At 37.8% G+C, this 19111-nt stretch carries 25 protein-coding genes; 18 read left to right on the top strand and 7 right to left on the bottom strand.

Annotated elements, in window-relative coordinates:
* A partial coding sequence (locus EHO59_RS10980) for an NB-ARC domain-containing protein (protein WP_135587897.1) occupies positions 1-2541 on the top strand: 2541 nt, incomplete at its 5' end.
* 158 nt (positions 2542-2699) lie between these two features.
* On the opposite strand, the gene EHO59_RS10975 is transcribed toward EHO59_RS10980, so the two are convergent.
* Entirely contained in the window at positions 2700-2981 is a 282-nt protein-coding gene (locus EHO59_RS10975; RefSeq protein ID WP_246052833.1) for a helix-turn-helix transcriptional regulator, read from the bottom strand.
* A 93-nt stretch (positions 2982-3074) separates the two neighbouring features.
* On the opposite strand from EHO59_RS10975, the gene EHO59_RS10970 reads away from it, so the two are divergent.
* The 15 genes from EHO59_RS10970 to EHO59_RS10900 all read left to right on the top strand — a co-directional run bounded on the left by EHO59_RS10970 (position 3075) and on the right by EHO59_RS10900 (position 14418).
* The gene (locus tag EHO59_RS10970) at positions 3075-3293 is read left to right on the top strand and encodes a helix-turn-helix domain-containing protein (RefSeq protein ID WP_100787772.1); all 219 of its coding nucleotides are present in this window, start codon (positions 3075-3077) and stop codon (positions 3291-3293) included.
* 329 nt (positions 3294-3622) lie between these two features.
* Entirely contained in the window at positions 3623-4123 is a 501-nt protein-coding gene (locus tag EHO59_RS10965; RefSeq protein ID WP_135587895.1) for a DUF4468 domain-containing protein, read from the top strand.
* Between the two features lie 199 nt (positions 4124-4322).
* A complete protein-coding gene (locus EHO59_RS10960) occupies positions 4323-4946 on the top strand; it encodes a YiiX family permuted papain-like enzyme (RefSeq protein WP_135587893.1) in 624 nt (207 codons plus the stop codon).
* Positions 4947-5133: 187 nt separating this feature from the next.
* Complete coding sequence (locus tag EHO59_RS10955) at positions 5134-5760, top strand: hypothetical protein (protein ID WP_135587891.1); 627 nt, start codon at positions 5134-5136, stop codon at positions 5758-5760.
* Between the two features lie 277 nt (positions 5761-6037).
* Positions 6038-6661 (top strand): hypothetical protein, encoded by a 624-nt coding sequence (locus EHO59_RS10950; protein ID WP_135587889.1) that lies wholly within the window; start codon positions 6038-6040, stop codon positions 6659-6661.
* A 405-nt stretch (positions 6662-7066) separates the two neighbouring features.
* Positions 7067-7510 carry an HNH endonuclease gene (locus EHO59_RS10945; protein WP_246052831.1) on the top strand — a complete coding sequence of 148 codons (444 nt, stop codon included), beginning with the start codon at positions 7067-7069 and terminating at the stop codon, positions 7508-7510.
* A 358-nt stretch (positions 7511-7868) separates the two neighbouring features.
* Positions 7869-8465, top strand: coding sequence for a hypothetical protein (locus EHO59_RS10940; protein ID WP_210413063.1), 597 nt, complete (start codon positions 7869-7871; stop codon positions 8463-8465).
* On the top strand, positions 8466-9326 hold the full coding sequence (locus tag EHO59_RS10935) for a hypothetical protein (protein WP_135587883.1): 861 nt from the start codon (positions 8466-8468) through the stop codon (positions 9324-9326).
* A 109-nt stretch (positions 9327-9435) separates the two neighbouring features.
* The gene (locus tag EHO59_RS10930) at positions 9436-10017 is read left to right on the top strand and encodes a YdeI/OmpD-associated family protein (protein WP_135587881.1); all 582 of its coding nucleotides are present in this window, start codon (positions 9436-9438) and stop codon (positions 10015-10017) included.
* Positions 10018-10094: 77 nt separating this feature from the next.
* Positions 10095-10874 (top strand): nucleotidyltransferase domain-containing protein, encoded by a 780-nt coding sequence (locus tag EHO59_RS10925; protein ID WP_135587879.1) that lies wholly within the window; start codon positions 10095-10097, stop codon positions 10872-10874.
* Between the two features lie 213 nt (positions 10875-11087).
* Positions 11088-11582: a hypothetical protein gene (locus tag EHO59_RS10920; protein WP_135587877.1), complete on the top strand. Its 495-nt coding sequence runs from the start codon at positions 11088-11090 to the stop codon at positions 11580-11582.
* 609 nt (positions 11583-12191) lie between these two features.
* A complete protein-coding gene (locus EHO59_RS10915) occupies positions 12192-12755 on the top strand; it encodes a dihydrofolate reductase family protein (protein WP_135587875.1) in 564 nt (187 codons plus the stop codon).
* A gap of 48 nt (positions 12756-12803) precedes the next feature.
* Complete coding sequence (locus EHO59_RS10910; protein WP_135587873.1) at positions 12804-13256, top strand: VOC family protein; 453 nt, start codon at positions 12804-12806, stop codon at positions 13254-13256.
* A gap of 169 nt (positions 13257-13425) precedes the next feature.
* Positions 13426-13989, top strand: a complete 564-nt coding sequence (locus EHO59_RS10905) for a dihydrofolate reductase family protein (protein ID WP_135587871.1) — start codon at positions 13426-13428, stop codon at positions 13987-13989.
* 66 nt (positions 13990-14055) lie between these two features.
* On the top strand, positions 14056-14418 hold the full coding sequence (locus EHO59_RS10900; RefSeq protein ID WP_135587869.1) for a DUF6547 family protein: 363 nt from the start codon (positions 14056-14058) through the stop codon (positions 14416-14418).
* A gap of 9 nt (positions 14419-14427) precedes the next feature.
* On the opposite strand, the gene EHO59_RS10895 is transcribed toward EHO59_RS10900, so the two are convergent.
* Both EHO59_RS10895 and EHO59_RS10890 read right to left on the bottom strand, forming a co-directional pair.
* Positions 14428-15024, bottom strand: coding sequence for a dihydrofolate reductase family protein (locus tag EHO59_RS10895; protein ID WP_135587867.1), 597 nt, complete (start codon positions 15022-15024; stop codon positions 14428-14430).
* Between the two features lie 27 nt (positions 15025-15051).
* Positions 15052-15468, bottom strand: coding sequence for an SRPBCC family protein (locus tag EHO59_RS10890; protein ID WP_135587865.1), 417 nt, complete (start codon positions 15466-15468; stop codon positions 15052-15054).
* 168 nt (positions 15469-15636) lie between these two features.
* Here EHO59_RS10890 and EHO59_RS10885 point away from each other — a divergent pair, with 168 nt between their 5' ends.
* Positions 15637-16212: a DUF4256 domain-containing protein gene (locus EHO59_RS10885; protein WP_135587863.1), complete on the top strand. Its 576-nt coding sequence runs from the start codon at positions 15637-15639 to the stop codon at positions 16210-16212.
* A 44-nt stretch (positions 16213-16256) separates the two neighbouring features.
* Here the strand turns inward: EHO59_RS10885 and EHO59_RS10880 are convergent, their stop codons facing one another.
* Positions 16257-16841, bottom strand: coding sequence for a TetR/AcrR family transcriptional regulator (locus EHO59_RS10880; protein WP_135587861.1), 585 nt, complete (start codon positions 16839-16841; stop codon positions 16257-16259).
* Between the two features lie 98 nt (positions 16842-16939).
* Between EHO59_RS10880 and EHO59_RS10875 the strand changes: the two genes are divergently transcribed.
* The gene (locus tag EHO59_RS10875; protein WP_246052829.1) at positions 16940-17761 is read left to right on the top strand and encodes an alpha/beta fold hydrolase; all 822 of its coding nucleotides are present in this window, start codon (positions 16940-16942) and stop codon (positions 17759-17761) included.
* 5 nt (positions 17762-17766) lie between these two features.
* On the opposite strand, the gene EHO59_RS10870 is transcribed toward EHO59_RS10875, so the two are convergent.
* From EHO59_RS10870 to EHO59_RS10860, 3 genes are all read right to left on the bottom strand, one after another.
* Positions 17767-18234, bottom strand: a complete 468-nt coding sequence (locus tag EHO59_RS10870) for an SRPBCC family protein (protein WP_135587937.1) — start codon at positions 18232-18234, stop codon at positions 17767-17769.
* 64 nt (positions 18235-18298) lie between these two features.
* Positions 18299-18766 carry an SRPBCC family protein gene (locus tag EHO59_RS10865; RefSeq protein WP_135587859.1) on the bottom strand — a complete coding sequence of 156 codons (468 nt, stop codon included), beginning with the start codon at positions 18764-18766 and terminating at the stop codon, positions 18299-18301.
* Complete coding sequence (locus EHO59_RS10860; protein WP_135587857.1) at positions 18726-19109, bottom strand: ArsR/SmtB family transcription factor; 384 nt, start codon at positions 19107-19109, stop codon at positions 18726-18728. Before EHO59_RS10860 ends, EHO59_RS10865 begins: the two co-directional genes overlap by 41 nt.
* Between the last annotated feature and the right edge of the window lie 2 nt (positions 19110-19111).

The raw sequence follows: 19111 nt of genomic DNA, 5'->3' as shown, positions 1-19111 counted from the left end.
ATTAAATACATAGCAATAGTCTCAATATCAAAGTTACGTACTTCTGGCTATGCAAGTCCTGAAGTTGAAAAGTTTATCGTTTCAAACTATGATATACCGACTGAAGGAACTTGGCTACAGTTATTGAAAATTAGCCTTAAGACTTTAAGAGACAAAGATAAAAGTTGGTATTCGCTATTATATTCCAATCATAGAAGTGAAAATACAAGGTCATTCTTGCAGCGGTATTTTCTCTTTATAAATAAGGAATTTAACAATAAAGATACATTCAATACGGTCGAATACTTCGAATATCTTATAAAATTGAAGAATAACTTAGTAAGCCATTCTTTGATACCTGAGGAGACTGCTGAAAGCCTTAACTCATCGTTGCTTCCACTTTTGAAAGATATAATATCGTTTATTAATCCGGTATTCGAAATTCCGGTTTTATATATCGACGAAACTTCTGAGGGTGAATACGAGTCAGTGCAAATTGCAGGCTTAGCAACTTCAATCGATCCTGCGAAATTATCTCAAAATTATACGGAAGAAGGTATATACCTATTTGTTAATGACTCATTAGTCTCTTTACGACCATTAATGGTACTGAGAGATGGAAATATATTGCTGTATAACCGCTTTGAGATTCAACATAAAAAAATACAGTATCACGGTCCCGGAGGAAAAGGCACATATATAAAAACTTCTGCACAAAATATCCAGGAGTTATTTGATATCGATTATTCTTTATTTGGCATCAAACCTTTACAAACCAATGTTCGGAAGTCGAAGACGGGAATTTTACACAATGTTCCTGATCCTGATTTTAAAGAATTTGTAGGGAGAAAAGAGGAACTTTTAGAATTAGAAAAATGTATCGCACATCGTAGGCATTATTTGACTGCCTTAGATGGTATTGGTGGAGTAGGAAAGACCGCTATCTCATTAAAATTTTGTCATAATATTCTTCTTTTTGAAAAGTCATCCGAATTATATTTTGAATATATCATTTGGGTTTCAGCAAAAAACACCGTTTTAAAGAACGGAAAGATTTCGCCGTTAACGCAAGCATTCGAACATTTAAATCAACTATTAGATATCATACTCGAAGTAACAGGATTTCATGAATATAAAGAATACGACCAAATTAAAAAAACCAAAGTTATCTATCAGATCGCAGAAGAAACAAGGCTGTTTATTATAATTGATAATCTGGAAACTATTCGTAAGGACAATTTAAAAGCTATCTGGGACTTTTTATATGACCTTCCTTTACCTACAAAAGTTCTCTTAACAAGTCGTGAATTCCATTTCGATGTAAATCAGCATGTAAATATCAATAATTTATCCTATTCGGACTCGAGTGAGTTTATTTCGAATTATTGTTTATCAACAGGTCTTCAAATGAAAAAGATTGAGCAATATTCTAATGAAATTATTTCCTTATCTTCTGGTTTGCCCATTGCCCTATCTAGTATTTTGGGGCAGATTTACCTTGGAAAATCTTTTGCTAGTATTAAGAATGCTATTAGCAAGAATGAAGACGATTTAACTAAATTCTGCTTTGAGGGGCAATATAAGTTACTCGACGAAGATCATAGAAAGATTCTTTTGCTCTTCTGTCTGTCAACAGATGACTTGAACCACGATGCTTTGAGTTATATCTTGGAAGGAGACTTGAAAACGTCCATTTTTGATCTTACAAATCAGTTAAAAGCTCTCTCATTAATTACAGTGGTTTATAATCAAGAAATTGAAAGCTATACTGTATTGCCTCTAATAAAGAAGTATATTTTATTTATCAATACTGAAGTTGAAAAAGTATCATTCTTAGAAGAAAAACTAAAAGAATTCTATCATTTGAAAGATATCGAATCATATAAGTTATTTGTTGTAGAAGAGCGGAGTATAGATAAGGGATCTTTGATCCCGAGAAAAATCTCAGATAAAGCTATGAAGCATGCGGAATTCGGTGAAATTGAGGAAGCAGACACTCTATTCAAAAAGGTAACAAAAGATTATCCGAATGAAAGCTACGTTTGGTACATATATTCAATATTTCAATCGCAGTATAAAAATAACTTGCAAGAAGCTATTCTTTGTCTTCGCAAGGCGAATGAGGCTAAGCCAAATTATTTGTATTTAAAACATATTGGTGATAATTTGTTAAAACAGAAAAATTTCGATCTCGCCATCAAAAGTTACAAGGACGCTCGCGAAATAGCAACGGTTGAGAGAAATCGAGATGAAATGTTGTATTCTCTTTCTAATGCAGAGTATGAAAAGGTCAAAATGGTTCGCCGAAATATTAAAATTATTGGTAAATCTAATAAATATGAGAGAAATGAATGTTATCGAAATATTATAAATAATTTAGATAGCTATTTATCAAAAGTTCCACAAGTCTATGATGGGAAAATGATCAAAATCTGCCGAATGTATGCCGAATCATATTTAGGGCTTGGTCAAAACGATAAGTTTCATGAATATATAGATGAAGCCATTGTGTTGTCCGAAAATGATCCAATACTTATTGAATATAAAAATAAGTTTAGCTAATATTAAAAACATTCCGCGCCTGTCCGATCCTTACAAACCGGTCCACCCGAACGCTTCGCGATCGGGACGCATAACCCTATAACTCACTTTCTAATTGCTCTCGTTAAAACTGCTTCGCAGATTTTACTCGGGCTTTCTTTTTAGATTTAATGATCCCATTAGTAGTAAATACAGAGTAAAAGAAGAAAGGAGATCTCCATGAACTTTAAAAATTCATCCATGTACAACCTGCATTTACCAGATTCTATCTTTGAAACTTGACTTCTGCTCCTTTTAATCATTTTACCTACTTGCGTCTGAGTAAGATTTGCTTCTATTCTGGCCACTTTTAGCTGATGATAAAAAGCTTTCTTCTCTTCATCGGAAATTCTCCTTATTATCTCCGATTTAGGCCATTTTCGGACAACACCTTGAGACTTGTTTTTAGATTTTTCCGACATAAAGGAACCTTTTTGAACAGAGATTCGTAAAGAATACATGTCCCACGGTATACCGCGTTCACTTTTTGTCAACCATGCCGCAATATACCGTGTGTGGATTTCGAAGAATTTTTAATAAAAGTCGGAAAGAATATTCAAAAAGTTCGGAAGGATAAGGGACTTACTCAGGAAAATATGGATGAAGGCGATTACGCCGTTCCTGTAAGAACTTTACAAGATATTGAAGCGGGTAGGGCTAATTTCACTGCCAACTCAATTTTCAAGCTTTCGAAACGATTAAAAGTTAAACCAAGAGATTTACTGGATATCTGAAAATCGTAATTCTTTTGGCGTTCCCTAACCGTAACCGGCTTCGCCTTCCTTGGCTGCGCCGGTTAGAATTCGGGGCGCGGCACAGCAGATAACTAAAAATTGTCGCTTCGCTTCGGGATCGCTTCGCGACCCTTGCTTGGGCTTCGCCAAATTCCGCTTTGTCACTCGTCTTGCAAAGCAAGCCTCACGCCAAGTCCTTCGGACGCGCGGAACTTCGACAATTACTGGTCGTTAGGCGAAATAACCTCAAAAATTTCACTATACATGAACTGAAAATAATTTGCGAGTTCAATTAGTTCTCATAAAAAAAAGCAAAGGTAAAACAATAAATGGGAAAAAATATTATACTACTTTCTTTTTTGGCTTTCATATCTTGCGTGTCTTTGTCGCCGAAGAAAGAAAGAGAAGTTTCTTTTATTTCAGAAACTAAAATCAAGAAAGATGAAGCTTACGACAGGGCATTAATTTGGTTTGCAAAAAACTTGAATAACTCTAATTGGGCAGTTCAAATTAAAGATAAACCGAATGGAAGGATAGTTTCCAATGTGAAATATCAATGCAATAAAATGGATTCGTTTGGTAGTATTGTAGGAGACGTTGATTATATTTCGTTTTCATTAGATGTAACTACAAAAGATAACAAAATAAGAGTAATCTTCGAGGATGTAGTTTACTTAATTGCGAATAGGCATGGTGTTGAAAGTGTAGAAGGACCGTCAGACAGAGATGAATTAAAATATATCGAGCAAAACTGTTTAAATTATATTCGTAGGGACTTAATGAATGCAGTAAATGGTGTCTCTTATAATACGAGGTCTGATAACTTCTAAGCAATTCTTGCCAGGAGGTTACTTCGCCTAACTATCGGTGCTTCCGCAGCGCTTCGAGCTTGCTTACGCAACTCTTGCTTGGGCTACGCCACATTCGCTTCCGTCACTTCGTTTGCAGAGCAAACTCGCGCCGTTGCGAACGTCGGAACACCTTAGTCGTTAGACGTAATTGCCTAAAAATACAATTAAAGAAGAAAAAATGAATAAGACGCTTTTCCTAGTAATAATTCTTTCTACGTCTTTCTGGAATTTGAATGCTGAACAGATTAAATCTTCTGATTTGATGGAAGGGGATATTATATTTCACGAATCAAGCTCTGAACAAGCTAAAGCAATTAAAGCGGCGACTAAATCACGATACACACATGTGGGAATTATTTTTAAATACGGTAATGATTATAAGGTTCTTGAAGCAGTTGAACCTGTAAGAATTACTCCTTTGTCTTCTTTTATTAAAAGAGGTCAGAAAAACCATTATGTTATCAAGCGCCTTAAAGATCGCGAAAAAGTATTAACTAATAGTAAAATTCAAGAAATGAAACAATATGGAGATTCTCTGTTAGGCCGGCATTATGATATTTATTTTGGCTGGCAAGATGATCGTATTTATTGTACTGAATTAATCTGGAAATTATATGATAAATTTACAGGCAAGAAATTAGGTGATTTAAAGACTTTAAAAGATTTTGATCTATCATCATCAAAAGTACAGTATTTAATGAAAAAGCGATATGGAAATAATATTCCTTACTCTGAGCCAGTAATTTCTCCTGTTGATATGTTTAACTCGACAGAATTGATTACTGTAATCAATTATAATTAGGCAACTACGTCTAACTTACGGTGCCTCCGCGCCGCTCGGGGCTTGCTTCGCAACCCGCTCGCTTGGGCTTCGCCACATTCGCTTCTGTCACTTCGTTTGCAAAGCAAACTCGTGCCATTGCGAACGTCGGAGCACCTCGGTCGTTAAGCGCCATTGATATAAATACATTTTCGTAGGGAATAAATGAATGAAAAAAAGTATAGCTGAAAAAGAAATTGAAGAATCAAGCTGGCAAGAGTCTTTCGATGAAGGAATAGAAATTTGTGATAACGTAATTTCTAAAAATAAGTGGAGAGCAAATATTTTTCTTTTTGGTGCTCTTTTGCTACTGCTCACAGTCGGCGCATCAATACTTGAAGTTCTGTCGTATTCAAAGAGTAGCTCAAAGCCGAATGCTGCGGATGCAATAGAAATTATGAAGAGCGCTAACGCCGATTCTGTTAAAAGCTATTTCAATTTATTTACAGATAAATCTCCTGAAACAATAATTATATCACTGGTATTACTTCTTATTTCTTTAGTAGGAATTATGTTAGCGTTGTATAGGTTTCATATTGGAGAGGCAAACAAATATGAACATTTTAAAATCGGTCTAATTAGAACTCGAATTGCTCTTGTGTTTGCCTCTGATGAGAATTTACCAATTGCGAGCTTAGTTGATAACGTATTTAATTATTCCGATCGAAATATGAGTGGAAAAAGTAAGTTTCAAAGTCCCATCCCGGGGTCTTTTGCCTCAGATTCTTTGTCCGTGGTTGTAAATAAGATCGATGTTTTAATTGATGTTCTTCGTAATTCGAAGCTGGCAAAATAGCTAAAAGAGTTTTAGTTGAAATAATATATCAACGGCGCTTAACTATCGGCTCTGACGCAGCGCTTCGAGATCGCTACGCAACTCTCGCTTGGCCTCCGGCACATTTCGCTTTGTCACTCGCCTTGCAGGGCAAGTCTCGCGCCAAGTGCTTACGCACTCGCGAAACGTCGTCAAGCCTTGGTCGTTAGGCGAAATGATAATGAATTTATTCTATAACGGTGTTTAGTCATCAAGAGTTTTGGTAGTACCTTCAGTTCATTCTATTCGGGAGACAAATGTGCCTAAAAAAGCCGATGTGAACAATTTGCGAAGAAAGACAGAGGTTGAACTATCTGAAGTAGTCGCTCGCTACAAAAAGTTCAATGAACTCCAGTCACTTACCGTTGAGGACAATAGATGGGTAGTTTGCATGATCTTAGTGAATTTGCAATCTATCTGGGAACGATTTGCGGAGAAAAGATTGGTCTCAGTGATTAATCATTCCCCTGATCATTTTTTGCTCGAAAATAATGTGAGAGGGATTAAAAAAATACCTGTTGGTTTGGCTTTCGCGCTGATCAGAAAAGGTGGAAAGTATTTTGATTTTCGATCCTATAACGAATTAATAGAAATATCGAAAAGAATGGTTGGCGTTGACGCTAACCCATTTCCAATTTTAAAGGGCAGTCTTGATGAATATTTGGATACTATCGCCATAGTTAGAAATTATATAGTTCATAAGTCGGACTCATCTTTTACTTCTTATAAAAGACGAATGAAAGAAAAATATTTAATGTCATATCCTTCTGGGCCAGGGGAGTTTTTGCTTTCAATTGATTATAAGGACAATAGTATAAAGAAAAATGAACCAAGAATTAACGGCTTTTTTGAAGCTGTGAAACAGGCAATTACTCAAATATAAGAAGATTATCACTTCGCCTAACTATCGGCTCTGACGCATCGCTTCGAGATGCTTTGCACTCTCGCTCGGCCTCCGGCAAATTCCGCTTTGTCACTCATCTTGCACAGCAAGCTTCGTGCCAAGTCCTTACGGACTCGCGAAACGTTGCCAAGCCTTGGTCGTTAGACGACATTTTGAAAATCTACTTTTTGAATAAAAATATTAACACTTTCTTGGAGACGCTAATATATATAAATAATGAATAGTTTTCTATCTAGAATTAACAAAATATATGCGAGCTCAAAGGCTCGAATGATGTGCAGATGGCCCGAAATCAAATCGTTGTATGTTCAGGAACCTGATATTTTTGAGAATATTTTCAAAAGGGGCAGTTCGATTCGGTACAAATTGCGCCACGACGTGCGAATGAATGCTCTTTGGATTGCTTACAATATTACCGATGGATATCTTAAAAATCCGAGGTGCTATTATTGCGGTATACTATTCGAAAAATCAGATTATTTTAATGGAACTGTTCATCTTGACCATTTTGATCCGATAAGCAAAACAGGAAAGCATTTAGCCGGCAACGTAGTTCCCGCTTGTCGAGATTGCAATTTATTAAAATCGAATCTATTGGATATTGAGCTCTTGCAGATATCAAAAAATCCTGAAACATTTTTTACGAATAAATATTTAAGTTCTTCTGATTCTAAAAAGGAAAAGCTAATGGATTTTTCTGCATTATTTTTTCAAAGAATTGGTGGTATTGACGGATATCGGGAAAAATACAATATATCAATTAATGAAATTAGAAGTCATCAAGATAAGATGAAAGACAATTACAGAGCTAAATGGTATAGAAATTAATTCAAAACGCCGTCTAACTATCGACACTTCCGCTTCGCTTCGAGCTCGCTAACGCTACTCTCACTCCGGCCTTCGCCACATTCACTTCGTTTACAGAACAAACTCATACCATCACAAAACGTTACCAACCCTGGGTCGGTCATGCGGCAAACATTAAACTCAATTTTTGTGTTTAGGAAATATAAATAGTAATTTCCTGTTCACAATCTATTTATACACTAACCTGCGTTAATTATTTATGCCAATTTTCTCATATCACTTAGCAAATGTCCCATTCCTTATGGGGCTAAAACTATTTCTATGTCCTAGTTATCTTCGAAGCATTGATGGGATAATTCACTACGAACGAATGACGGTGATGACATTAGGTAGTTCAATAATTTCGCCAAGACGGATGTTATTTAGGCAAATAGCTTTCTTTGCTCAATGGGAGAATGAATCTTCATTAGATTATTTTTTAACAAATCATAACTTTGGGAAAATACTTGCAAAGAGTTGGCACACCCGGTTGGAGTTAGTCAGGCAATGGGGGTCTCTTAGTGGGCTTAAAACTTCCAATCTCGAAATGAACAACGAAAAGCTTGCAACGGATTCTGTTGTTGTAGCGGTTACGATAGCAAGAATGAAGTTTTTTCAAATTCCTAGATTCATCCATTGGGGTAAACCGGTTGAAAAACTTGTGCGGGATCATCCGGGCAAAATATTTGCTTTAGCGTCTATAAGGTTGCCCAATACTGTTTCAACATTTACCATTTGGAAGTCCGTTAAAGAGATGACTGATATGGTTAACGGTTTGAGTAATATCCCTCAGCCAAAACGTCACATTGATGCTATGAAGGAGAGAGAAAGAAAAGATTTCCATTTTGAATTCGTAACCTTAAGGTTTAAGCCTTTATCGGAAGTTGGAAAGTGGATGGGAAATGAAGTTATATTTTCAAATCGCCATTTGATATAAATGAAAATATTGAATGGTGATCAATCTAAACTAGACTGGCTTACACAACTGTGGGTAATTCTATTTGGTAGAAAGATAAGCTATAGCGACTTTGAATTTCTTCATGGCCCAATTGGTACTTCAGATTTTGTAGGTCATAATTTCATTAATAACTTAGCACAATCTGAAAATCTTTTAATTGATAAGTCACGAAAGAGGAGGGGTTTGCTTAAATCCTTTAAAGATTTGTTTCCAAATAAGACGGACCTTCAGTTGATTCCCACTCAAATAGTTGATTTTTATGAAAATACTGAAAGTTATACTTTAAACTTAAAAGTAAAATGGAATCCGATATTTAAATTGCTTGGTTGGGTTATTAATTATTTGTTTAGTTTCAGACTAAACCAGTTTAATATTCCTAACTCTGATAAAAGCTCACAGTCTTTATCCAATGAGATTATTGAATTGTTAGAGCCTAACCGAAAGAGAACAAAATATACAATATGGTTGCGAATAAATAAATTTAATAAACAAGTTCTATATTTGGGGATCTATGAGATTTGTACGTTAAACTCCGGGGCGAAATGCGTTAAGGCTACTTTTCCGTTACCAAATGGAAGTGCAACCGTATTGCTTCAACCGAGTATTAAGACAAATGGTAACTTTATTCTAAACGCTTCTGGCGATAGATTTGGAGACCCAGGTTTCTACTTTCTCTTAAGAGGTGAAGAAGGGTCTATTTGGGCAAAATACATAAAGAGTTTTCGTGATAGCTTAATTTTAAGTGTGAGTGACGATGGAAATTTATTTGCGGAACAAGCTATTTCCTTATGGCACATGAAGGTGATGACTTTAATATATACGATCAAAAAAATATCTTGATGGTTGTATTAATGTTCGGCGCATAACTTTCCGTTCTGACCATTATTTGCAATGTTCTAACGCTCATGCTATCTACAAATAAAAACGACCACAAAAACATCGTACCGCCATGACCGAAAATACTGAACCCCTCATCCAATCGTTTACATCCGCAAAGCAATGGAATAAATGGCTCACTGTAAATTATGCCATTGCCAGTAAAGGTATTTGGCTTCGAATTTTTAAGAAAGATTTTGGTGAAGCAACGATCACTTATGATGAGGCATTGGATGAAGCACTTTGCTTTGGTTGGATCGATGGTCAAAAGAAAACGTATGATGAAAAATCATGGCTTCAAAAATTTACTCCACGCAGATCAAAGAGTCTATGGTCAAAACGTAATAGAACAAGAGTGGCCCAGCTTATTAAAGAAAAGCGAATGCAACCATCCGGACTCAAAGAAATTGATGCTGCAAAGAAAGACGGTAGGTGGGATAAGGCTTATGATTCTCCCAGTCAGATGAAAATTCCCGCTGATTTTCTAGCAATACTTAAGAAAGACAAGGAAGCTTACGATTTTTTTAAAACGTTGAATAAGACAAATACATATGCTATTGCTTGGCGGTTAGAAACAGCAAAGAAGCCGGAAACTAGAGAAAAACGGATGCAACTTCTTCTGGACATGATGAAGAAGCGACAAAAATTGCACTAACTTCTATTATAGTCATTTCCCGAATACTGTCGCCCAACCATCATCAACGCAGCTAGCTGTAAACAACCTCGAACATTATGCAAAAAATAAATCAATTTATCGATAAAGTGAAAGAATTCGCTTTGAAAAGAGAAGAGGTTCAAGGTGTCGGAGTCGGCGGTTCGTATCTTTCTAAGGATCTTGATGAATATTCAGATATCGATTTTGTAATAGTGTTGAGAGACGGGATCCGCTATGAGCGTCAGCAAATGGTGGACTTCGCATCTAACTTTGGCCAATTGCTATCTGCATTTACTGGCGAACATGTAGGAGAGAGTAGGCTCTTAATTTGTTTATATGAAGCGCCATTTCTTCACGTAGACTTTAAGTTTGTGCAACTTACAGAAATGAAAGATCGAGTTGAGGACCCTTTCTTTGTCTATAAGAATAGCGCCGAACTTTCACAGATCCTTGAAACTACGAAAGCGAAATGGCCGAATCCCGATTTCCAATGGATTGAAGATAGATTTTGGGTTTGGGTTCACTACGCCACCGCAAAGTTAGGGAGAGGGGAGTATTTTGAGGCAATTGACTTTTTGTCATTCATTAGGAGCATTGTGTTGGGTCCCATGCTCCATTTAAAAAATAAGAGCCTTCCCCGGGGAGTTAGAAAGTTAGAATTTATTCTGGATGCAAGCGACCTTGAAAAATTGAAATCGACTGTCCCAAAATATGATTTCATATCAATTAAAGAAAGTATAATGAACGTCGCCAAGTTATACAGAGAATTAAGAGAAGATCTTTCCGAATTTAAAGTCCGAGAATTCTCCAAGGCCGAAAATTTTGCTATAGAGTACTTAAGCAAAATTGCAAACTAGCAAATCTACTAAACCTAATTGCAGGCCTTGACGTTACACTGCTAGATACTTTGGATCTTTGCCTTCGATGTATTGTATTTCTATTATTTTGTTTTCGAAACAAACTCCGCTGTTACAAAACATCATCGTGTGCCGGTTGTTAAGCGAAACTTTCAATAGATGATTTTCAAACTAGCTCTTGACTAGAGTAAACAATTTTAAAGAAATAAGCCAGTGAAACATTTCAAAGCATCTATAACACCTGAAGATATCAGATGGTACTATGATGAGAAAAGTAAAATGCCTTGTCATGATGCAATTTTGCGACCGATTGTTGAATCAGCCATTAAAATAATCGTATATGGTATAGACGTCTCTTCAGAGTTATATCAATTGGCGTCACCCATATTAATTAAATCGAAAGGTAAATTCGAAATCGATTTGTCAAAGGAGGTGATTGACGGCTTTGAATATTTATGGAACGCACATAGCTGGAAACGCGGTTCTATATTAATAGTCTTACCTAATAATTTTAACTTTGAAAGTATTCTTGAAAAATGTCATAGTATTGGTATCTTCACTAATCCAAATACTGGTAATTCAATCAGCGCGATAAAGAGTGCAAAAAAGGAAGTTGAGAATGATAATATCTCTGTACTACTTCCTGCATCAAATGGAATTGAGTGGATGCAAGTTTATTACGATGAAGAAGTTAAAAGAATTATTTAAGTTAATGAAGAATTAATATTTCAGGTGGAACAACTAAATGCCCACGATCGACTCATTCGAACTATTAATTCTGACTACGGAACTTGATAGGGCTCTTGTCCAACCGATTGAATCATCTCTTGGAGATTCCGTTGAAAAGTTTTTGCAGTACAAGGGAAAAATCCTAGGCATTGTAAATGATAAACCGGTTAGTCATAGATTAATTGAAAACTCCTCCAATTACTCGCAAATCTCTCTTTGCTATTCCTCGAGCTGGCAATACTCATCGGTCATTCCTAACTATAGCGAGTTCAAGTTTCTATTAGAAAGTTATATAGCTAATTTATCTAAGTATTTTATAATATTTGAAGTAGATTGTGAACAATCTCCATGGGTCCAAATGAGATCGAATAATGAAATGGATGTTGGGACAATTCTCGATTTAATCGGAAATTATTATGAATCGGGGTTTATTGAGCATAAGGCGATTTTCTTTGAGCAAACAGAATGATTGACTATTTTCTTCAAAAGAAAAAATGCCTTCACCATTGCACCAAGCTACATTCTTTTTATTAAAAACCCTTTCAATCAGCACTTGAACTTTCAAGTAGTCACTTTATGATTAGATATATGAGAAAAATCATTTTTGGAATTAACATTAGCGCGGATGGGTATTGCGGCCATACAGATATGGTTGCTGATGATGAATTGCATAAATACTTTACTGATCTTCTGCGCTCTGCAAGTCTTATGCTATATGGTCGGATCACTTATGAGCTTATGGTTCCTTTTTGGCCGGATGTTGCAAGAGACCGATCTATGTCAGAGACATCAAACGAGTTTGCCGATATATTTACCTCTATCGATAAGGTCTTATTCTCAACTTCATTGGAACATACAACGGACGCTAGTACTCGCCTTGTCCGTGCAAATATGATCGAAGAAGTGACTCAATTGAAGCAACAATCTGGGGGAGACATTCTTGTAGGCAGTCTTAGTATTGCGTCTCAGCTTTCTGAGCATCGTTTGATTGACGAGTATCGTTTTGTAGTCCATCCTGTGATTGCGGGCAAGGGTCCACGATTATTTGATGCTGTGAAATTGCAGAACACACTTAGGCTAGACTTTCTTGGTTCGAGATCCTTTCAATCTGGCTCCATGGCTCTTCATTATAAAATGCGTTTAGATAACTAACAATCAATAGGTGATAGAATCGCGATAGGGGAAAGGGACATTCGAACGATGGCAAAAAACAAAGTATTAAGAATGCATAATGTCGGCATCGTTGTGGAATCTCTCGACGAGGCCATCTCGTTTTTCTCCGAGCTGGGCCTACAGCTTGAAGGGCGAGCCATGATCGAAGGAGAATGGGCAGGGCGAGTAACTGGATTAAATTCTCAGCAAGTCGAGATTGCTATGATGGTAACGCCCGATGGCCATAGCCGGCTCGAGATCTCCCGATTTCTCAACCCGACTACGGTTGCCGATCACAGGAATGCTCCCGTGAACTCTCTTGGTTATTTGCGAGTCATGTTTACTGTAGAGAATCTGGATGAGCTTCTTGTCAGACTAAGCAAGCACGGTGCGCAGCTAGTTGGTGAAGTGGTGCAGTACGAAAATGTATATCGACTTTGTTACATACGCGGACCCGAGGGAATTCTCATTGGATTGGCAGAAGAACTTGGCAACGAATAAATAGTGATACGCAAGAGCGGGATTGTGTTAGCCTTTGGTCGCTAACCGCATTTCAATAAATAATTTTCTTTATCTAAACTAGAAATAAGCTTTCAAAAGAAGATAATTTTGATTTCTTCTTCCCATTAAAAACCGTAGTTTATTAACTTCTGATTCCTAAGGAATATATATGAGAAAACTAATCATGTGGAATGTGATCACTCTAGACGGATATTTTGAGGGCGAGAAAAGCTGGGACTTGAGTTTTCACGAACTTATCTGGGGCAACGATCTGGAGGAATTGAGCCTTACTCAATTAAGGTCAGCCGATATGCTTGTGTTTGGTGCAACGACATACAAAGGCATGGCGGACTACTGGACAAACGCGGAAGGTGGAGACGAAGGAGAAGTTGCCAAATTCATGAATGGGCTTCCAAAGCTTGCGTGTTCATCCACTCTCAAAACTGCTGAATGGAAAAATACTACAATAGTAAAAGATGCAATCGCCGAAATCCCTAAATTAAAACAGCAAGGAAACGGGGATATGTTTGTATTCGGTAGTGGTAATCTTTCTGATTCTTTAATGAAAGCGGAGTTATTTGATGAGATCCGTCTATGCATTGCACCTGTATTTTTAGGGAAGGGGAAACTTTTGTTCAATCAGGGGATTCCTTATAAAAAACTCAAATTGCTTGAATCCCGTCCTTTTGCTACAGGTGGCATTATTGTTCGGTATGCTCCTGATGATAAGTGAAGACAATCACTTCTCAAGTTCAGTATTTCAAATCTATCTGCATATTTACGTTAGGCGCTTCTTCTCATGGCAGTTAAAACCCAAAAATATCGAAACATCATCGATTCTCTTGTGAAGATGTGTAAAACTGGGCAAGGAAAAATCGGATCAAATCGTGTTAAGTCCGGTATTTGGAATAACTATGCAACGCCTGATGCAGAAGATTTCTCTGATGAATATCATATAAATCAATTTCTCGCGCGATTGTCCGAAAGCGATCGATTGATTCTTGCAAAAATGTTGGAAAATGAAGTGGTCGTTGGCGTTTTTGAAACACTTAAAGTTCTTGAAGAATTTGAAATAGATCAATTTGACTCTGGATATGAAGGATCTCCATATCATGATTTCATTGGTCGCCTTTCGGATGATTGGGAATGGCCAGAAAAATAATTGCTAGGCTCAATAACTTCCTGTCTGAACATCACCTGCGCGTTTGTAGTTCGCGATAATAACTCCGCTTGGAGAGACCTGACTTTCCGTTACTTTGAATGCTGCAGGGATTGTCCCTTCTACAAATAATCGTTTCCCGCTGCCTAATGTGATCGGATAAATTTTTAGCCAGAATTCATCAACCAAATCATGTTTCATTAGTGTCTGAACGAGGTTCGCACTTCCGTAAACATGCAGATCGGGACCCTCTTCTTGTTTGAGTTTGGTAATTTTCTCTACAATGTTTCCGTTTAAAAATACGGAGCGTTGCCATTCATGAGAAGTCATTGTATTCGAGGCAACGTACTTAGTTGCCGTCATGACGCTCGGCCAGAAGTCTGCATGCTTTGGCCAATACGGTGCCCAAATTTCAAACGTCTTACGTCCTAATAAGAGATCGAACGGTAGATTCATCTGCTTATTCATAACTGTTCCCACAGTCTCGTCTGAATAAGGGACCTGCCAACCTCCGTAGGTGAAGCCACCACTTGTATCTTCTTCTGGGCCACCTCCTGCTTGGATTACGCCGTCGAGGGTGAGAAATTCGAGTACAATGACTTTTCTCATGATTTTAATTCCTACAAATCTAGATCTTTAATTTGCCTCAGTGTACTTTTTAAAGTTATCTAGAATTGCCTGCCAACCGCCTCTCTGCATTTCGGCCGGATTCATCTTCTCTGGATCGAAGCTTACAGTTACAAGAGTTCCATTTCCTTTGTTTTCAAATTGGACCTCAGCCTTTCGTCCGTCCAGCATCGTATACGCAAAAGCTTTTTGATGGATGACTGAGTCATAAATAGCTTCGAATTCAAAACCGAAGCTCCCATCTTTCGCTTCCATTCTTGCACTATACTTGCCGCCAGGCTTCATATCGTTTTTGGCCCAAGGGCATTGCCAATCATCCGAGGCAAAGTTCCAGCTGATGATATGTGCTGGATTCGTATAGTATTCCCAGACTTTCTTGACGTCTGCTAAGATAGTAGATTGAACAGTGATTTTGTTTGAGTCCATTTTGGAGAATATAATCGATTTCATCCCAAGTAGAAAAGCATTTTCGGTGTATTGAAATATTACTTTATGGAAAAATTAGAAGAATATTGATTTATTAAAGCCTCAATCCGCTTGCCCTGAGAATCAATAATGCATAAGACTTCTATAGACAGAGTGATATCATAAATTATGAGCAAAGCTAAATCGATTCATAAAGAATTATCTTCAAAAGAGCAAGAAGATCTTCTCAAAATATTAAAAGCTCGTTTTAAGAAGAATAAGGAACGTCATAAAGGTCTGGACTGGGCCAAAGTGGAGATAAGGTTGGCTGCTGCTCCAGAAAAACTCTGGTCTCTGAATGAAATGGAAGCTAGCGGCGGTGAGCCGGATGTGGTTGCACTCGATAAGAAGACTGGCCAATTTATTTTCTATGATTGCTCAGAAGAAACTCCTAAAGGTCGCCGAAGCCTTTGCTATGACCGCGAAGCATTGGAGGAAAGAAAAGAGCATAAGCCTAAAAATAGCGCGATTGATCTGGCAGCTGCAATGGGAATTGAGCTATTGACTGAAGAGCAATATCGAGAGTTGCAGAAGCTTGGAGAATTTGATCTGAAGACCTCGAGTTGGGTGCAAACGCCTTCTACTATCAGAAAACTTGGTGGTGCTCTTTTCTGCGATCGTAGATATGATACTGTTTTTCTGTATCATAATGGAGCTTCTTCTTATTATGCAGTTAGAGGATTTCGCGGTCTACTTAAGGCTTGATCTCTACATAAGAGCAACATGATATAACAATATTCTTTCGTATATCATGCGATCGTTTCTACATTTCTTGCTATCTCTTTGAATTTGCGGTCCATCATCTCTATATGTTTTATATTTCGAGTGAGTTTCCAAAGAGTTACATATCCTTGGTAAGTACTGAGCATATCTAATGCGATGTCTTTCGCATTTGCATCTTTGCGAATCTTTCCTTTTTCTTGGAGGTCAATCACATAGTTGGATAATTGTTTTATCCAATCCTGGCTTATTTCCTCCATCTTTGGAGAAAAAATTTCTACGTCGGCGGTAGAAAGCTGATATGCAAAGCTCGCGAAAGGGCAGCCGTGAAATTTTTCTTCTTTTATACTCTTCTTAATATACCATACCCATTTGCTCAGATACTCGCTTAGCGATTTTCTCTTGCTAGTCCATAATGAAATTCTATTGAATAGATCTTCTTTCATCATTTCTAGATAAGCCAGACCAAGGCCGGCTTTGGATCCGAAATGATGGTACAAACTCGTCTTTGCAAGATTGCATTTATCGAGTATCTCCGCGAGTCCAGTATTATTGTATCCATTCACGTAGAATAGATCTGCAGTTATTGCCAGAATGTCTTCTTTTCCGGACATGCTTTCTTCTTCCTTACTTTAGCTTTGAAAAGTTCTTGATTATGTACGTACCAGTCGGTACATAATCATATAGGATCAAAATTAAGGAAAGGACTTTTGTGGACCTGAAAGAAAAAAGTAATGTGTTGGAGTTTGATTTGGAAATAGACGGAGCTTCTATTCGGATTTCGAAATTCGAACAGGAGAATAAGGATCTTCCGGTTCTAATTTTTCTGCATGACTCCTTAGGATGTATATCTTTGTGGAAAAATTTCCCAAACCAACTGGCGGAGACTGCAAATTGTAATTCTATTGTGTATGATAGAGTGGGTTACGGGAAATCCAGTCCCTTCCCGCCGAAAAAAAGAGACAATTCCTATTTAGAGAAGGAAGCGGACATCTTACATAGAATTATCCAAGAATTGAATATTGAAAAAGCAATTCTCTTCGGACATAGTGATGGCGGCTCTATTGCACTGATCGCTGCCTCAAAATATCCGGAACAAATTATCGGAGTGATCACAGAAGGTGCTCACGTCTTTGTAGAAGAGATTACTTTAGATGGGATTAGAGAAGCCGTGATTGCTTATAATACAACTAAATTGAAGCAAGCATTGGAGAAATATCACTCGGATAAAGCAGAAGCTGTCTTTCAGGCCTGGGCGAATACTTGGCTTTCTAATGAATTCAGAAATTGGAATATTGAAAGTTTTCTTCCGTCTATTCGTTGTCCTGTCTTAGTTCTCCAAGGAGAAAATGATGAGTACGGAAGTGAAGATCAAGTGAGCTCAATTGCAGGCAAAGTATCAGGCGCTTCTACAAAGAAGATTATTCCTTCTGCGAAGCATTCCCCTCATAAAGAAACTCCTGATATTGTGATTAAAGAAGCGAGCGAGTTTATCCGAACATTGCGCGGATTGCGAAATGAATCCGCGCTTTAAGGTCTTTAGTTCCAATCATCAATCTTGAGATCGTCCGGAGCGGGTTGGCCTTTTCCGGTTTCGACAAACGATCTTAGGCTGAGTAGAAATACTGCCCATTTCATGCTGCAATGAGCAGTTAATTCATTCTCGGTTTTCCAATCTTGGTGCCGAAAGAACACGATAGTCATTGCTCCTCCGTCCGGGGCTGTGCCTTGGGTTAGTTTAAAATCTATATGGGAGCCGACCCATTCTTCCGGTCCAATTGCACATTCCCAAAGAACTCTTTGTGGGGAAAGTTCTTGTACTTTCATATCGAAGCTTCCTTTTCCAAAGTGAAAACGGATAGATTCGCCTGCAGATGAGATTCCGTTCGGAAAATTACCTGTTACTTCTTTTGTCCACCAACCTGCTAATCCTGCTTGAGTCGATAAAGCCTTAACGACTTCAGGAAAGCCAGCACGTATTCCAATTTTGTGATATATTCCATTCATGTGTATATCCTTCTCCTTTTGTTTATTCTCTTTCGGCTTTGCCAAAAAATATTTTCGTTTATTGTTAGCTTCCCCACTTGGAGAGACCTTCGAGAATGCTTGTCCAACCAAAACGATGTTTTTCAATCGATTCAGTACCTACTAAGTTCTCATGGATTAATGTGACTAGAGTTTGAGGTTTTCGTTTTGCAGAAGTAGAATTTTCGGTTTCTGCATCCATTAGCTCCGTAAAGGTAACAGTGACTAACGTTTCTTTTCCTCCTGTCGCATCCGATCTCCAAGTAAAGACAAGCTTTGTCGGTTCTTCGATGATATGATATTCACCTTCGTGAGGAAGGATTTTGCCGTTTAAGAGCATATTAATCTTAAACTTACCACCAGGACGTGGATCAACGTTAACCGATTCGATGCCGACGTCCGCTTCGGACAAGAACCATTGCGAGATCGCCTCCGGTTTTAACCAGGCTTGGAATAATCTCGCAGGCTCTGCGTTAATTCTTTTTTCTACTTTTAGGATCTCTGTGGGTACCATGATCTTGCTCCTCTATAAAAGATTCGAGTCTCTCGAGTTTGTTGGTCCAGAATTCTTGATGGTAGGTAAGCCAAGCGGAAGCTTCTGTGAGTGTTCGATTTTGCAGTTCGAGTTTATAACTACGCCCATCCGCCGGATCCTTCATTTTTCTCACTAATCCCGCCGCCGTTAGCACATCTATATGCTTTGCTACTCCTGCAAAAGACATGGAGAAGGGCTCTGCCAGTTCCGAGATTGTAAGTGCACGCTTTCTCAAGCGCGCAAGCATCTGCCTTCTCGAGCTATCCGCAAGTGCTGCGAAAACTCGATCCAGTTGTTGTTCGCTTTTCTTTAATTCAACCATCT

The organism is Leptospira semungkisensis (genome assembly GCF_004770055.1).
Classification (GTDB): Bacteria; Spirochaetota; Leptospiria; order Leptospirales; family Leptospiraceae; genus Leptospira_B; species Leptospira_B semungkisensis.
Note: the sequence above shows the minus strand (reverse complement) of the source record. Positions and strands in the feature narration are given on the sequence as shown.

Bases quoted from the DNA above. Each gene is read 5' to 3' on its own strand.
- EHO59_RS10975 (WP_246052833.1), bottom strand. From the start codon at position 2,981: ATGTCGGAAAAATCTAAAAACAAGTCTCAAGGTGTTGTCCGAAAATGG.
- EHO59_RS10965 (WP_135587895.1), top strand. From the start codon at position 3,623: ATGGGAAAAAATATTATACTACTTTCTTTTTTGGCTTTCATATCTTGC.
- EHO59_RS10960 (WP_135587893.1), top strand. From the start codon at position 4,323: ATGAATAAGACGCTTTTCCTAGTAATAATTCTTTCTACGTCTTTCTGG.
- EHO59_RS10955 (WP_135587891.1), top strand. From the start codon at position 5,134: ATGAAAAAAAGTATAGCTGAAAAAGAAATTGAAGAATCAAGCTGGCAA.
- EHO59_RS10945 (WP_246052831.1), top strand. From the start codon at position 7,067: ATGAATGCTCTTTGGATTGCTTACAATATTACCGATGGATATCTTAAA.
- EHO59_RS10940 (WP_210413063.1), top strand. From the start codon at position 7,869: ATGACATTAGGTAGTTCAATAATTTCGCCAAGACGGATGTTATTTAGG.
- EHO59_RS10935 (WP_135587883.1), top strand. From the start codon at position 8,466: ATGAAAATATTGAATGGTGATCAATCTAAACTAGACTGGCTTACACAA.
- EHO59_RS10930 (WP_135587881.1), top strand. From the start codon at position 9,436: ATGACCGAAAATACTGAACCCCTCATCCAATCGTTTACATCCGCAAAG.
- EHO59_RS10925 (WP_135587879.1), top strand. From the start codon at position 10,095: ATGCAAAAAATAAATCAATTTATCGATAAAGTGAAAGAATTCGCTTTG.
- EHO59_RS10915 (WP_135587875.1), top strand. From the start codon at position 12,192: ATGAGAAAAATCATTTTTGGAATTAACATTAGCGCGGATGGGTATTGC.
- EHO59_RS10910 (WP_135587873.1), top strand. From the start codon at position 12,804: ATGGCAAAAAACAAAGTATTAAGAATGCATAATGTCGGCATCGTTGTG.
- EHO59_RS10905 (WP_135587871.1), top strand. From the start codon at position 13,426: ATGAGAAAACTAATCATGTGGAATGTGATCACTCTAGACGGATATTTT.
- EHO59_RS10900 (WP_135587869.1), top strand. From the start codon at position 14,056: ATGGCAGTTAAAACCCAAAAATATCGAAACATCATCGATTCTCTTGTG.
- EHO59_RS10895 (WP_135587867.1), bottom strand. From the start codon at position 15,024: ATGAGAAAAGTCATTGTACTCGAATTTCTCACCCTCGACGGCGTAATC.
- EHO59_RS10890 (WP_135587865.1), bottom strand. From the start codon at position 15,468: ATGGACTCAAACAAAATCACTGTTCAATCTACTATCTTAGCAGACGTC.
- EHO59_RS10885 (WP_135587863.1), top strand. From the start codon at position 15,637: ATGAGCAAAGCTAAATCGATTCATAAAGAATTATCTTCAAAAGAGCAA.
- EHO59_RS10880 (WP_135587861.1), bottom strand. From the start codon at position 16,841: ATGTCCGGAAAAGAAGACATTCTGGCAATAACTGCAGATCTATTCTAC.
- EHO59_RS10870 (WP_135587937.1), bottom strand. From the start codon at position 18,234: ATGAATGGAATATATCACAAAATTGGAATACGTGCTGGCTTTCCTGAA.
- EHO59_RS10865 (WP_135587859.1), bottom strand. From the start codon at position 18,766: ATGGTACCCACAGAGATCCTAAAAGTAGAAAAAAGAATTAACGCAGAG.
- EHO59_RS10860 (WP_135587857.1), bottom strand. From the start codon at position 19,109: ATGGTTGAATTAAAGAAAAGCGAACAACAACTGGATCGAGTTTTCGCA.